Source organism: Micromonospora sp. WMMD734, assembly GCF_049178975.1.
In the GTDB taxonomy this organism is placed as follows: Bacteria; Actinomycetota; Actinomycetes; order Mycobacteriales; family Micromonosporaceae; genus Micromonospora; species Micromonospora wenchangensis.
This window is the reverse complement of the sequence record NZ_JBMHMK010000001.1, coordinates 731,752-744,886: the sequence shown is the minus strand read 5'-3', so window position 1 is coordinate 744,886 and position 13,135 is coordinate 731,752. Positions and strand designations below refer to the sequence as shown.

Below are 13,135 nucleotides of genomic sequence, written 5' to 3'. Positions count from 1 at the left end.
CTATCCCTTGACGGCGCCGGAGGTCAGACCGGAGACGATGCGGCGCTGGAAGAAGAGCACGAACGCGATGATCGGAATGGTGATCACCACGGCGGCGGCGCAGATCGCCCCGGTGGGGTCCTCGAACTGCGACTCGCCGGTGAAGAACGACAGCGCCACCGGCACCGTCCGGGCCCGCTCGGTGGAGGTGAGCGTGATGGCGAACAGGAAGTCGTTCCAGCAGAAGATGAAGACCAGGATCGCCGTGGTGAACAGGCCCGGGGCGGCCAGCGGGGCGATGACCCGGCGGAACGCCTGCCCCTGGGTCGCGCCGTCCATCTTCGCCGCCTTCTCCAGGTCCCAGGGGATCTGCTTGAAGAACGCCGACAGCGTGTAGATCGCCAGCGGCAGGGCGAAGGTGATGTACGGCAGGATCAGCCCCGGCCAGGTGTCGAAGAGACCGAGCTGCCGTTCGATCTCGAACAGCGGCGACACCAGCGACACCTGCGGAAACATCGCGATCAGCAGGGACACCCCGACCAGCAGCCGCTTGCCGGGGAAGTCGAGCCGGCTGATCGCGTACGCGGCCATCGCGCCGAGGACCACCGCGATGAGGGTGGCGATCAGGGCGATGCCGATGGAGTTGACCAGGGCGCGGACGAACTGGTCGGTGTCGAAGATGGTCTTGTAGTTGTCCAGCGTCCATTCCCGCGGCCAGAACTTGCCGTCGGTGAGGGTGGCCGGGGTCTTGAACGACAGTGAGGCGATCCAGAGCACGGGGACCAGGGCGAAGACGACCACGATGACGTCGATCAGGCCCCAGCGCAGCTTCGCCCGGGTGGTGGTGTCGGCCATGTCAGCGCCTCTCCCCGTCGTCGCTGCCCGGGGCAGCGGTGCCGAACAGCTTCACGAAGACGAACGCGATGATCGCCACCGTGATGAAGATCAGCACGGACATCGTGGAGCCGATGCCGAGGTTGAGCCCCCGGATCAGGTTGTTGTAGGCGAGCATCGACACCGACGAGGTCTCGTTGCCGCCGTTGGTGAGCACGAAGATGTTGTCGAAGACCCGGAACGCGTCGAGGGTGCGGAACAGCAGCGCGACCAGGATGGCCGGCTTCATCACCGGCAGCATCACCTTGGTGAACCGCTGCCAGGCCGTCGCCCCGTCGGTGGAGGCCGCCTTGAGCAGGTCCTCCGGGACCAGCGCCAGCCCGGCCATCAGCAGCAGCGCCATGAACGGGGTGGTCTTCCAGATCTCGGCCAGCATGATGATCGCCAGCGAGCTGGCCCGTTCGGTCAGCGGGGCGCTGCCGTCGAACAGGTTGGCCAGGTAGCCGGTGCCGGGCGTCCAGGCGTACCGCCAGGAGAACGCGGCGACGACCGTGACGATGCCGTAGGGGATGAGCGCGGCGGTCCGCACGATGCCCCGGCCGACCAGGGTGCGGTGCATGACCAGGGCCAGCCCCATGCCGAGCACCAGCTCCACCGCGACGGTGACCACCGTGATCAGCATGGTCACCCCGAACGCGGTCCACCAGAACTCGTTGCTGAGCACGGTGACGTAGTTCTCCAGCCCGATGAACTCGCGCTGGTCGGGGAAGCGCAGGTCGAAGCGCTGCAACGACAGCCAGACCGAATAGATGATCGGGTACGCGGTGACCAGCACCATGACCAGCGCGGCCGGGGCGCAGAGCAGCCAGCCCAGCTTCCGTTCGGCCTTCTTGTTCTCGCTCAACGGGGCACGCCGGCTCACGGCAGGACCCCCTTGGACTGGAGCGCGTCGGAGATCGCCTCGCGTAGCTCCTTGGCGGTCTGCTCCGGCCGGATCGCCGACGGCGGCGACAGGATCGCCGACATCACCGTGGAGATGCTCTGGTACGCGGGGGTCAGCGGGCGGACCGCCGGCTCCTTCAGCTCCTCCAGGATGGTCTCCTTCATCGGGTACGCCTCATCCATCTCCGGGTCGTCGTAGACCGCCTCGATGGTCGGCGGCACCCCGTCGTTGACCGCGGAGAACTTCTGGTTCTTGGCGTCCCGGATGCACTTCGCGGCCTCGAAGGACTCCGTCGGGTGCTTGGAGTAGGCGCTGACCGCCATGTTGATCCCGCCGATGGTGACCTTGCTGGGGGTGTTCGCGTCGATGCCGGGCACCCGGGCCCACTTGACCTTCTTGGCCAGCTCCGGGTCGGCCTCCTGCAACGCCGGGTAGACGAACGGCCAGTTGACCTGGAACGCGCCGTTGCCGGACTGGAAGTCGAGCCGGACCGGATCCTCGGTGGAGTTGCTGAACGACGGCGACGTCACGCCCGACGTGGCGAACCGCTGGAGCTGGTCGAGGGCCTTCACGGTGCCGTCGTCCATCACGGCCTTCTTGCCGTCGTCGCTGAGGATCTTGCCGCCGGCACTCTCGGCGAGCGTGTTGTAGAGCACCACCAGGCCCTCGTACTGCGCGCCCATGGTGAGCACCCGGTACGGCTTGCCCTGCCCCTTGAGGTCCTTGGCGGCGGTGATCATGTCGTCCCAGGTGGTCGGGGCCTGCGGGACGAGGTCGCTGCGGTACCAGAGCAGTTGCACGTTGGTGTTCTTCGGCGCCCCGTAGAGCTTGTCCTCGTAGCGGGCGGTGTCCAGCGGGCCCGCCAGGGTGCCCTGCTCAACCTCGCTCTTGTCCTGCCCGGTCCACTCGCGGATCCACTTGGCGCTGGCGAACTCCTGGGTCCAGGTGACGTCGAGGCCGAGCACGTCCATCCCGGTGTCCTCGGCGGCCAGCCGGCGGACGAGCTGCACCCGCTGGTCGTCGGCCTGCCGGGGCAGCACCCGGTAGGCGATCTTGTAGCGCCCCTCGGCGCGGGTGTTGCAGTCGTCGACGACCTTCTGCAGGTTCTGCTCGGGCGGGTAGTACAGGTTGATCGTGGGCGTACCACCGCCACCGTCGTCGGCGCCGCACGCGGCCAGCGGCGCGACCAGCGCCAGCGCGGCGGCGGCCGCCCCGGCCCGGAGCACCGGCCGACGCCGGTGTCGGGCCGTTCCGGGGTCCGTCATCGCCCCTCCCCTCTCTTCGGCGAAAACCGGGGAGGTCACCCGCGCCCTGCCATCAGGCCGGTGAAGTGCGGAAACGCGCCGCCCCGGGGTGTTCCGTGGGCCTACACTGCCCGACCTGCGAAGTCATGAAACCTGTCGGTAACCGAAGTCGGGGCGGACGGGCCGGGCCCGCTGCGGGAGCGTCACCGGCGTCCGGGTCGTGCCCGTCCGAGCGGTTTCAGTGCCGGACTCTCGCCCAGGACAGGAAACGTTCGGTCATCCGCGCGACGCTGGCCGGTGGCCGGTTCGCCCCGGACGACGTCGACCGGATCGTGGCGTCCCGGCTCGAACGGCAGTCGAGGAAGTGGCGAAGTCATGGACATGATGACCCCGCAGTGGCGGAAGTCGACCAGGTCCGGCGGCAACGGCGGATCGTGCGTCGAGGTCGCCGACAACCTGCCCGGCCGGGTGCTGGTGCGCGACACCAAGGACCGCGAGGGCGGCACCCTCCAGGTCGACCGTACGGCCTGGACCGCGTTCGTCGGCTACGCCAAGCGGCACTGACCAGGTCGGCCGACCAGGCTCCCCCGCACCGCCGGGAGCCTGGTCGGCCCCGGCTCGCCCCGCTCCTGGTCGCCCGCCCCGGCCGGCGAGATCGACTCTGTTGGAGCGGTACAGCGGTATCGAGGTGTGGCGGACACCGCAACATCGACCCCAAGGAGTCGATCAACCGCGCCGCCCCGTCCCGGCCGGCATCGCGCGTCCCGACCGGCATCGCGCGTCCCGTCGGCTTGTCGACGACTGTCCGGATGGCGGGCGCGGTGGGCTGTCCCGGGCGTGCCGTGTGCACTAGCGTTGATGCACTCACTCCACCAAGCCAGCGCGTCGCCGTCGTAGTCGATACGCCTCCGGCCGACATCAGCCTGCCCGTTCGGTGGGTTCTCCCGCGAACTCCCACTGCGCGCCCCCGCTCCGGGCAGGATCGTCCTCAACGAGGAGGTGCCCCGTGGTGCAGGACACCCGCGCTCTCGCCCTGACGTTCGAGGTGAGCGGCCTGCCACCGGTGAAAACCGAGGCGCTGTCCATCTTCGCCGCCGGCCATCGGCAGGCGACGAGGGTCCGCGCCCTGCTCGAAGCGGCCTGTGCCGCGGCCCAGCAGACCGGCTGGACGCCGCTGGCCGGGCCGGTCGAGGTCGACCTGATCCTGCGGTGCCCACCCGGGCACCGCACCTCCGACGCCAGCACCCTGCTGGGCGGGGTGTGCGCGGTGCTCCAGGACAAGAAGCGGGTGGCCAACATCGGGTTGGCCCACCTCGGGGTCCTGGTCGACGTCGCGCTCTACACCGACGACCGGCAGATCCGCCGGTTGTCGTACCGGGAGGAACCGGCGGAGAACCTCTCGTACCAGGTCCGGGTGGCCGCCGCGCCAGCCGTGGTTTGACCGACGCCCGCGGTGGGGTACCGCGGACGCCGACGAAGGGAGCACCGATGTCGGAGCCACATGTCACGCTCGACCCGCGCGGGCTCGACCCGGTGCAGCAGAAGCTGCGCGGCCCGTTGGAGGACCAGCTGACCTCGGCGCTGCAGGCCGCCACCGACCGGGTCCGCGCCAGTTACGCGGGCGAACCGGTCGAGCAGGTCTGCCAACGGCTGCTCGACGAGACCCGCTCCGGGCTGCACCCGGACATCGCCGCCGGTTTCCGCCCCGACATGGACGAGTTCTGCCGGGTCGCGGTGGCGATCGTCCGCGACGAGATCTCCTGACCCCCGGCGGGGTCGGCGTCCGCCGGCCCCGCCGCCACCGGAGACATCCGCCCCCGCCGGAGGCCGCACCCCAGTTGGTCAGTAGCGGCCGAGGTTGGCGGCCGGGCAGATCACGATGCGTGGCGCATGCCGTGGGTCCAGCCAGCGCAGCACCGACACCAGGTCGGCGTGGGACAGGCTGACGCAGCCGGCGGTCGGACCGCCGGCCGGGGTGCTGAACTCGTGCAGGAAGATGCCGCTGCCCGCGTCCGGCACCGGCTTCGCCACGTTCGGCGGCATGTTGTAGGTGATCACCGCGAAGTGGGTGTACGCCGGCACCTCCCGCCACAGCGCCTCGCTGTAGCCGCCGGGGTTCGTGCTGCTGTGCTGGAAGGTGTTGTAGGCCGGCGAGTCGGGGTTCTCGTTCCACCAGTCGTTCGTGACCACCCGGTGGTACGGGAACCGGACGCCCGGGTCGGCGGCGATGCCGTACATGGTGGGGCCGAACGAATACACCCCGGTCGGGGTGGTCGCCACCCCCTCGGTGTGGTGGTCGCTGAAGCCCTTCGCGCCCAGCCGGGCGGGCAGCGGGACGGAGACCGGCACCCAGTGGCCGCCCGCCCGGTGGAACGTCTCCAGGGTGGCGTAGGTGGTCGAATAGCCGGTGCCGGTGACGATGACGACCTGCCGGGTCGCGGCGGGCAGGGTGGTCAACCGGGAGGCCCGGTTCGGTGGCGGGACCGGCCGCTCCCGGCCCGTCGCCGGGTCCGTGTCGCGCCCGTCCGTCCCGGGTGTGGTCTGCATTCCGCCCATGATCGCACCGCCGGCGGTTCTGCGACGCCCCGAGGGCACGACGCCACGCCGCCCGGAGCCGGTACCGAGCCGCCCGGAGCCGGTGTTCAGCCCGGGGGTGGGTGGGGCGGATGGTTGGGTCAGGGTCGGGTCCGCAACTCCCCGACCCTGACCGCCAGCCGTCCGGCCCGGCAGCGGGTCGCGCCGGTGCGGGCGCGACGGGCGGGTCAGGCCGTTGCGTCGGGCCCGGCACGCGGACCAGGCCCGCCGGCACTCAGCTCCCCGGTGCCCCGGTTCCGGACTTCGGCGCGCTCCCGACCACCCCGATCGGTCGTGAACGCCGGCCCAGGTTAGGCAGCCGCCGGAGGGCCGGGCAAGCAGGCCGACGGGGTCGCTGAGGTGATTGCCGCCGGGGCGCAATTGCGGCATCCCGACGTGACACGGCCAGCCGGCCGGACGCTGTTGGCTCTCAGAAGTGGGCGAGCAGATCGGGGAAGGCGGCCAGCCGCATCACCCCGGTGTCGGCCGGGTCGAGGTCGTCGTCCTCCAGCACCCAGGTGTTCTCGTTGGGGATGAAGACCGCCCGCATCCCCGCCGCCCGCGCCGGCAGGATGTCCGACTTCGGGGAGTTGCCGATCATCCAGGCGTCGGCCGGGGCGAAGCCGTGCTCCCGGGCCAGCCACCGGTAGGTGCCGGTGTTCTTCTCGGCCACGATGTGCGCCGCGCCGAAGTGGTGCAGCAGGCCGCAGGCGTCCAGCTTGCGCTGCTGCTCCTCCCGGTCCCCCTTGGTCAGCAGCAGCAGGTCGTAGCGGGCGGCCAGGGCGTCGAGGGTGTCGGCGACCCCGGGCATCAGCTCGACCTCATGGTTGACCAGCGCGGTGGCCAGCCGGTCGATGTCCGCGCGTTCCCGGTCGGTGGCCGGGCGCTCCCGCAGCCGCTCCAGGCACTCGCCGAGGCTGCGCAGGAACACCTTGCTGCCGTAGCCGTGGGCCACCGCGTTGGCCCGCTCGATGTCGTCGAGCACGGTACGGATCTGGGCCCGGTCGAGGGTGGGGTGGTCGACCCAGTCCAGGAAGTCGTCGATCACCCGCTCGAACAGGACGTTGTTCTCCCACAGTGTGTCGTCCGCGTCGAAGATCAGCGTCGTCGCGCGCCCACCGGCGACCGTGCCGGCCCCGTCCGACGTCGCCCCGGTCACATCCGCACCCATCCCGGCTCCTCCCCGATCCGTCGGCCGCCCGGCCGGGCGGCCGACGGACACGCTAGCGGCCCGGCCCGCCCGGCACATCCGGGTTGTCCCGGCGCAGGGTCAGGATCAGGTCGGCCACCAGCGCCGTCCACCCGGTCTGGTGCCAGGCCCCGAGGCCCGCGCCGTTGTCGCCGTGGAAGTACTCGGGGAACGCGATCAGGTCCCGCCAGTCGGGATGGGTCTGGAAGAGCTGACACGCACCGTAGATCGGTCGACGACCCCAGCCGTCCCTGGTGAACAGGGAGATCAACCGGACGGAGAGGTCGTCGGCGATCTCGTCCAGGGTGCACTTGCGCCCCGACCGGGTCGGGTACTCCACCTGGAGATCGTCGCCGAAGAACGCCGCGTAGTCGCGCAACGCGCTGATCAGCAGGAAGTTCGTCGGCATCCAGATCGGGCCGCGCCAGTTGGAGTTGCCGCCGAACAACCCGCTCGTCGACTCGGCCGGCTCGTAGCCGACGCAGAACTCCTGCCCGCCCAGGTCGACCGCGAACGGCTTGTCCAGGTGCGCCCGGCTCAGCGTGCGCAGGCCGTAGTCGGAGAGGAACTCGTCGGGGTCGAGCATCCGGGCCAGCAGCCGGACCACCTGTTCCGGGCCGACCATGGACAGCAGCCGTTGCTGGCGGCCGTCCGGGCCGAGCCGACGGGACCCGATCACGTCGGCGTACTCGGGGCGTTGGGTGAGGAACCAGCGCAGCCGGGCACCCAACTCGGGCAGGCGGTGCAGGGTACGGGCGCTCAGCCGGGTGGTGGCCGCCAGCGGCAGCAGCCCCACCACCGAGCGCACCTTCAACGGCACCTGGCTGCCGTCGGCGAGGCGCAGCACGTCGTAGAAGAACGCGTCCTCGGCGTCCCACAGCCCCTGCGAGTAGCCGGCGGCGGCGATGTAGGCGAAGTGCTCGAAGAACTTCGTCGCGGTGTCCACGTACGCCCGGTCGTGCTCGGCCAGCACGATCGCCATGTCCAGCAGGTTGAGGGCGTACATCGCCATCCAGCCGGTGCCGTCGGACTGCTCCAGCACCCCGGCCACCGGCAGCGCCGCCGAGCGGTCGAACGGGCCGACGTTGTCCAGCCCGAGGAAACCGCCCTCGAACAGGTTGTTGCCGCCGGTGTCCTTGCGGTTGACCCACCAGGTGAAGTTGAGCAGCAGCTTGTGCATCACCCGGGCGAGGAACTCGTGGTCGCGCCCGCCGTCGATCTCGAACACCTTGAGCGCCGCCCAGGCGTGCACCGGCGGGTTCACGTCGCCGAACGCCCACTCGTACGCCGGGATCTGGCCGTTGGGGTGCAGGTACCACTCGCGGAGCAGGAGCAGCACCTGGGCCTTGGCGAAGCCCGGGTCGACCCGGGCGATGGTGACGCAGTGGAAGGCCAGGTCCCAGGCGGCGTACCAGGGGTACTCCCACGGGTCCGGCATGGAGATCACGTCGAAGCTGGTCATGTGCCACCAGGCGCTGTTGCGCCCGTGCCGGCGGCCGGCCGGCGGCGTCGAGCCCGGATCGCCCTCCAGCCACCGCTTGACGTCGAAGTGGTAGAACTGCTTGCCCCACATCAGCCCGGCGATCGCCTGCCGGGCGACCAGCGCCTCGTCGGCGCTGGCCGCGGCCGGGATCACCCCGGCGAAGAAGCGGTTCGCCTCGGCCCGCCGGGCCCACACCACCGCGTCGAAGCCGGCACCCAGCTCCGCCGGGGGCGGCGCGGCGGCCCCGGGCGGCGGCGCGGTGCGGGTCAGCCGCAGCCGGATCTGCCGCTGCCCGCCGGCCGGCACCTCGAGCACGTAGTGCAGGGCGCCCTTGGTCCCCTCCCGGTCCGGGTTGACGGTGGCCGCGCCGGCCACCACGTGGTCGTTGATCCCGTCCTTCGGGTACGGCGAGCGGCCGGCCAGCCCCCACAGCCGCTCGGCGTTGGTGTCGTTGTCGCACAGCAGCGGGGTCGGCTCACCGTCGCCCTCCAGCAGGAGCTGCCCCAGCACCCAGTGCTCGCCGACCAGCCGACTGCCCTCGCCGGCCAACCGGGGCACCCGGTCCGCGCCGGGCGGACCCCAGGCCCAGGTGTTGCGGAACCACAGCGTGGGCAGCACGTGCAGGGTGGCCGCCTCGTCGCCCCGGTTGGCGACGGTGACCAGGATGCACAGGTCGGTCGGGGACGCCTTGGCGTAGTCGACGGTGACCGCCCAGTACCTGTCGTCGTCGAAGATGCCGGTGTCGACCAGCTCGTACTCGGTCTCGTCCCGGCCACGCAGGGCGTTCACGGCGACCAGTTCGTCGTACGGGAAGGCGGCCTGCGGGTAGTGGTAGCGCCAGCGCATCCACGAGTGGGTCGGGGTGCTGTCGAGGTACCACCAGTACTCTTTCGCGTCCTCGCCGTGGTTGCCGCCGTCGCCGCCGAGGCCGAACATCCGCTCCTTGAGGATCGGGTCGACGCCGTTCCACAGCGCCAGCGCGAAGCAGAACGTCTGCCGGTCGTCGCAGACGCCCGCCATGCCGTCCTCGTTCCACCGGTAGGCTCTGGACCGCGCGTGGTCGTGGGGGAAGTAGTCCCACGCCGTACCGTGCTCGCTGTAGTCCTCCCGTACCGTCCCCCACGCCCGCTCGGACAGATAGGGACCCCATGCGCGCCAGTCCTGCTCCCCGGCGTCGGCCTGGGCGAGCCGGAGCCGCTCGGCGTCGGGGGACGGGGTGTCGGAGGGCGATCTGTCGGTGAACACCTGCACATTTTCGACGCCGCCGGGGTACTTGACCACAGCGGTCATTGTCGTCGTGGCGTGTTACACCTCGCCGCCACAGGAGGAAAGAAGTTGATCGAGTTCGGTTTCGGGCCGGGGGTCTGCGGTGAACTGGCCGACGGGGCGACCCGGGAATGGCTGGTCACCGACGGTCTCGGCGGATACGCCATGGGCACGGTGAGCGGGCTGCGGACCCGCCGCTACCACGGTCTGCTGGTGGTCGCCGGGGAAACTCCGGCCGCCCGCCGGGTGGGACTGGTCAGCCTGGACCCGGCGGTGGTCCTGCCGTCCGGGGCCCGGGTCCGGCTCGGCGCGCACGAGTGGAACTCCGGGGTGGTCGACCCGCGCGGCTTCGAGTACCTGGAACGTTTCGACCTGGTCGACGGGCTGCCCCGGTGGCGGTGGCGGATCGGCGACGTGGTGATCGAACGGGAGCTGGCCATGACGTACGGCCGCTCCGCCGTGGCGGTGGTGCACCGGCTGGTGGCCGGCGGCCCGGTCCGGCTGGACCTCTCGGCCGCCTGCACCTGGCGCGACGCGCACGGCGAGCGGCGGGCCGACGGCCCGACGCCCCGGGTGGAGCCGGCCGACGGCGGCGCGGTGGTCGAGGGCGCTTACCGCCTCGCCGGCCCGGACTGGACGCCCGAGGGGCAGTGGTGGCTGGGCGTGCACCACCGTGAGGAGGCCGCCCGGGGGCTGCACCCCGACGAGGACCTGTGGTGCGCCGGGCGGTTCTCCGGCGCGCTGGACCGGCCCGGGGACACCGTGTCGGTGCTGGCCTGGGCCGGTGACCTGGCCGAGGAGCCGCCCCCGGCGACGCAGGTGGTGGCGGCGGCCCGGCAGCGGAACCGGGCGGTCGCGGCGGCGGCGAAACCGGCCGACGCGGTGGACGCCACCCTGGCGCTGGCCGCCGACGCCTTCGTGGTACGCACCGCCGCCGGGCCGGACGTGGTCGCCGGTTACCCGTGGTTCGGCGCCTGGTCGCGGGACACGATGACCTCCTACGAGGGGTTGTTCCTGTGCACCGGGCGGGCCGACGAGGGGCGGGAGCTGCTGCGGTCGTACGCGGCGACGCTGTCGGAGGGGATGCTGGCGAACACCGCCGACACCGGTCGGGTGGAGTACAACACGGTCGACGCGACGCTGTGGTTCCTGCACGCGGTGGGCCGGCACGTCACCGTCACCGGCGACACCGACCTGGGCGACGAACTGCTGCCGGCGCTGCACGGGGTGGTGCGGGCGCACCTGGCCGGCACCCGGTACGGCATCGCCGTCGACCCGGACGACGGGCTGATCACCCAGGGCGGCACCCCGGGCACCGCGCTGACCTGGATGGACGCCCGGGTGTACGGGGTGCCGGTGACCCCCCGGGTCGGCAAGCCGGTCGAGGTGAACGCGTTGTGGATCAACGGGTTGGCCGGGTTGGCGGAGCTGACCGAGCTGGCCGGGCAGGACCCGGACGAGCTGTGGCGGCTGCACGACCGGGCCCGGGAGGCGTTCGGCAAGCGGTTCCCCACCCCGGCGGGCTGGCTGCACGACGTGGTGGACGCGCCCGCACCGGCGTACCCGCTGGGTGGGGCGGCGCACCACGACGACGACCTGCTGCGCCCCAACCAGCTGCTCGCCTGGTCGCTGCCGTACGCGCCGTTGGAGCCGGACCCGGTGGCGCTGCGTCGGGTGGCGGCCGGGCTGTTCACCCCGTTGGGGCCGCGCAGCCTCGCCGCCGACGCGCCGGAGTTCGCACCCCGGCACCGGGGCGGGCCGGCCGAGCGGGACGGCGCCTACCACCAGGGGACGGTCTGGCCGTGGCTGGTCGGGCCGTTCGTCGAGGCGTACCGCAAGGCCGGGCTGCCCACCGACGACCTGCTGGTCGGTCTGGTCGGACATCTGGGGGAGTTCGGCCTGGGCTCGGTGAGCGAGACGGCGGACGCCACCGCCCCGCACGCCGCCACCGGATGCCCGTTCCAGGCGTGGTCGGTGGCCGAACTGCTCCGCGTCCGACGGGCCCGATAGGCACCCGTTACACACCGGCAACGGTGGCGTCTCCGCTGGTTATCCGGCCGTCGGCAGGATTGGCCCCGAACCCGGGCCAGCGCAGGACACCCTCATGGTGTCCTACCGGCGCGCGCCCAGGACACCACCCGAAGGGGGCCGCATGTCACCAGACGCCGACGTGATCGACATCCACCCCGCCCGGCACCAGCGGGTGCTCATGCTGTCCTGGGAGTACCCGCCGGTGCTGGTCGGCGGCCTCGGCCGGCACGTGCACGCGCTGGCCACCGCCCTGGCCGCCGCCGGGCACGAGGTCACCGTGGTCACCCGGCACGCCGAGGGGGCGCCCCTGGAGGAGTACGCCGACGGCGTACGCGTCCTGCGCGCCCCCGAGGATCCGGTGACCTTCCCCTTGGCCACCGGGTCGCTGCTGGCCTGGACGATGGCGTTCAACCACACCCTGACCCGGACCGCCCTGCGGGCCACCGACTCCGCCGGCTACGACGTGATCCACGCCCATGACTGGCTGGTCGGGCACACCGCCGTCACCCTGGCCGAGCACCTCGACCTGCCGCTGGTCACCACCATCCACGCCACCGAGGCCGGCCGGCACCAGGGCTGGCTGCCCGGGGAGCTCAACCGCACCATCCACGGCGTCGAGCACTGGATCAGCAACGCCTCGACCCGGGTGATCGCCTGCTCCGGCTACATGCGTGCCCAGGTCAGCCAGCTGTTCGACGTACCGGCCGGGCGGGTCGACGTGGTGCCCAACGGGGTCGACGACCGGGCCTTCCGGGCCCGGCCCCGGGCGGTCGCCTCGGCCCGCGCCCGGTTCGCCGGGGACGGCCCGCTGGTCGGCTACGCCGGTCGGCTGGTCTACGAGAAGGGCGTCCAGCACCTCGTCGACGCCGTGCCCCACCTGCGCGACCGGCACCCGGGGCTGCGGGTGGTGATCGCCGGAGACGGCCCGTACAAGGACGAACTGGTCGACCAGGTACGCCGGCTGCACGTCGACGACAGCGTCCGGTTCACCGGCTTCCTCGACGCCGGGCAACTCCCGGCGATGCTCGCCGCCACCGACGCGACGGTCGTACCGAGCCTCTACGAGCCGTTCGGCATGATCGCCCTGGAGGCGGCGGCGGCCGGTGCCCCGCTGGCGGTGGCGAGCACCGGCGGGCTGGCCGAGATCGTCGAGTCCGGGGTCACCGGGGTCACCTTCCCGCACAGCGACCCGGGTGCGCTGGCCGGCGCGGTCGACCGGCTCGTCGGCGACGAGGTCTTCGCCCGTCGGGTGGCGCGGCGGGCCCGCACCATGGTCGGCGAGCGGTACGGCTGGGCGGCCATCGCCGCGCGTACCGCGGGCAGCTACGCCACCGCCCGCCGCGACCACGGCGGTTTCCAGGCCCGGCGGGCGGCGAGTCTGCTGGCCGGCGGCCGGCAGCGGATCACCATCCCCGAGGGCAACCTGCTGCAATGGGACGGCGCGGCCTGCTGACCGGATCGAGACCAGACAACCGATAGGTCCGTCCCGATCCATTGGCTACGGTGTACCTCGGCCGATGGTGAGGAGAACGGTGCAGCAGGTAGTGATCGCCGGCCGGTACCGCCTGTTGAACTTGGTGGGCCGGGGTGGC

General features: G+C 71.9%; 11 protein-coding genes. 5 read left to right on the top strand and 6 right to left on the bottom strand.

Features of this window, described 5'->3' with window-relative positions; translation table 11 throughout:
* Genes ACN267_RS03355 through ACN267_RS03345 form a run of 3 tightly spaced genes read right to left on the bottom strand, consistent with a single transcriptional unit; the run spans position 1 to position 3,021 of the window.
* Positions 1-834: a carbohydrate ABC transporter permease gene (locus ACN267_RS03355; protein ID WP_145920772.1), complete on the bottom strand. Its 834-nt coding sequence runs from the start codon at positions 832-834 to the stop codon at positions 1-3.
* A 1-nt stretch (position 835) separates the two neighbouring features.
* Positions 836-1,735 carry a carbohydrate ABC transporter permease gene (locus ACN267_RS03350; RefSeq protein ID WP_067308257.1) on the bottom strand — a complete coding sequence of 300 codons (900 nt, stop codon included), beginning with the start codon at positions 1,733-1,735 and terminating at the stop codon, positions 836-838.
* Entirely contained in the window at positions 1,732-3,021 is a 1,290-nt protein-coding gene (locus tag ACN267_RS03345) for an ABC transporter substrate-binding protein (RefSeq protein WP_421487875.1), read from the bottom strand. Before ACN267_RS03345 ends, ACN267_RS03350 begins: the two co-directional genes overlap by 4 nt.
* Before the next feature lie 360 nt (positions 3,022-3,381).
* Here ACN267_RS03345 and ACN267_RS03340 point away from each other — a divergent pair, with 360 nt between their 5' ends.
* The 3 genes from ACN267_RS03340 to ACN267_RS03330 all read left to right on the top strand — a co-directional run bounded on the left by ACN267_RS03340 (position 3,382) and on the right by ACN267_RS03330 (position 4,764).
* Positions 3,382-3,564 carry a DUF397 domain-containing protein gene (locus tag ACN267_RS03340; RefSeq protein WP_421490383.1) on the top strand — a complete coding sequence of 61 codons (183 nt, stop codon included), beginning with the start codon at positions 3,382-3,384 and terminating at the stop codon, positions 3,562-3,564.
* A 445-nt stretch (positions 3,565-4,009) separates the two neighbouring features.
* A complete protein-coding gene (locus ACN267_RS03335) occupies positions 4,010-4,441 on the top strand; it encodes a hypothetical protein (protein ID WP_088647574.1) in 432 nt (143 codons plus the stop codon).
* A gap of 47 nt (positions 4,442-4,488) precedes the next feature.
* A complete protein-coding gene (locus ACN267_RS03330; RefSeq protein WP_281895947.1) occupies positions 4,489-4,764 on the top strand; it encodes a hypothetical protein in 276 nt (91 codons plus the stop codon).
* Between the two features lie 78 nt (positions 4,765-4,842).
* Here ACN267_RS03330 and ACN267_RS03325 read toward each other — a convergent pair whose 3' ends face one another.
* The 3 genes from ACN267_RS03325 to ACN267_RS03315 form a co-directional block, all read right to left on the bottom strand.
* Complete coding sequence (locus tag ACN267_RS03325; protein WP_281895944.1) at positions 4,843-5,547, bottom strand: L,D-transpeptidase family protein; 705 nt, start codon at positions 5,545-5,547, stop codon at positions 4,843-4,845.
* Positions 5,548-6,004: 457 nt separating this feature from the next.
* Positions 6,005-6,745: an HAD family hydrolase gene (locus tag ACN267_RS03320; RefSeq protein ID WP_281895941.1), complete on the bottom strand. Its 741-nt coding sequence runs from the start codon at positions 6,743-6,745 to the stop codon at positions 6,005-6,007.
* 52 nt (positions 6,746-6,797) lie between these two features.
* The gene (locus ACN267_RS03315) at positions 6,798-9,536 is read right to left on the bottom strand and encodes an MGH1-like glycoside hydrolase domain-containing protein (protein WP_421487874.1); all 2,739 of its coding nucleotides are present in this window, start codon (positions 9,534-9,536) and stop codon (positions 6,798-6,800) included.
* Positions 9,537-9,581: 45 nt separating this feature from the next.
* Between ACN267_RS03315 and ACN267_RS03310 the strand changes: the two genes are divergently transcribed.
* On the top strand, positions 9,582-11,522 hold the full coding sequence (locus tag ACN267_RS03310; protein ID WP_421487873.1) for an amylo-alpha-1,6-glucosidase: 1,941 nt from the start codon (positions 9,582-9,584) through the stop codon (positions 11,520-11,522).
* A gap of 142 nt (positions 11,523-11,664) precedes the next feature.
* Positions 11,665-12,996, top strand: a complete 1,332-nt coding sequence (locus ACN267_RS03305; RefSeq protein WP_421487872.1) for a glycosyltransferase family 4 protein — start codon at positions 11,665-11,667, stop codon at positions 12,994-12,996.
* Positions 12,997-13,135: the final 139 nt, after the last annotated feature.

Bases quoted from the DNA above. Each gene is read 5' to 3' on its own strand.
- ACN267_RS03355 (WP_145920772.1), bottom strand. From the start codon at position 834: ATGGCCGACACCACCACCCGGGCGAAGCTGCGCTGGGGCCTGATCGAC.
- ACN267_RS03345 (WP_421487875.1), bottom strand. From the start codon at position 3,021: ATGACGGACCCCGGAACGGCCCGACACCGGCGTCGGCCGGTGCTCCGG.
- ACN267_RS03340 (WP_421490383.1), top strand. From the start codon at position 3,382: ATGATGACCCCGCAGTGGCGGAAGTCGACCAGGTCCGGCGGCAACGGC.
- ACN267_RS03330 (WP_281895947.1), top strand. From the start codon at position 4,489: ATGTCGGAGCCACATGTCACGCTCGACCCGCGCGGGCTCGACCCGGTG.
- ACN267_RS03325 (WP_281895944.1), bottom strand. From the start codon at position 5,547: ATGCAGACCACACCCGGGACGGACGGGCGCGACACGGACCCGGCGACG.
- ACN267_RS03320 (WP_281895941.1), bottom strand. From the start codon at position 6,745: ATGGGTGCGGATGTGACCGGGGCGACGTCGGACGGGGCCGGCACGGTC.
- ACN267_RS03315 (WP_421487874.1), bottom strand. From the start codon at position 9,536: ATGACCGCTGTGGTCAAGTACCCCGGCGGCGTCGAAAATGTGCAGGTG.
- ACN267_RS03305 (WP_421487872.1), top strand. From the start codon at position 11,665: ATGTCACCAGACGCCGACGTGATCGACATCCACCCCGCCCGGCACCAG.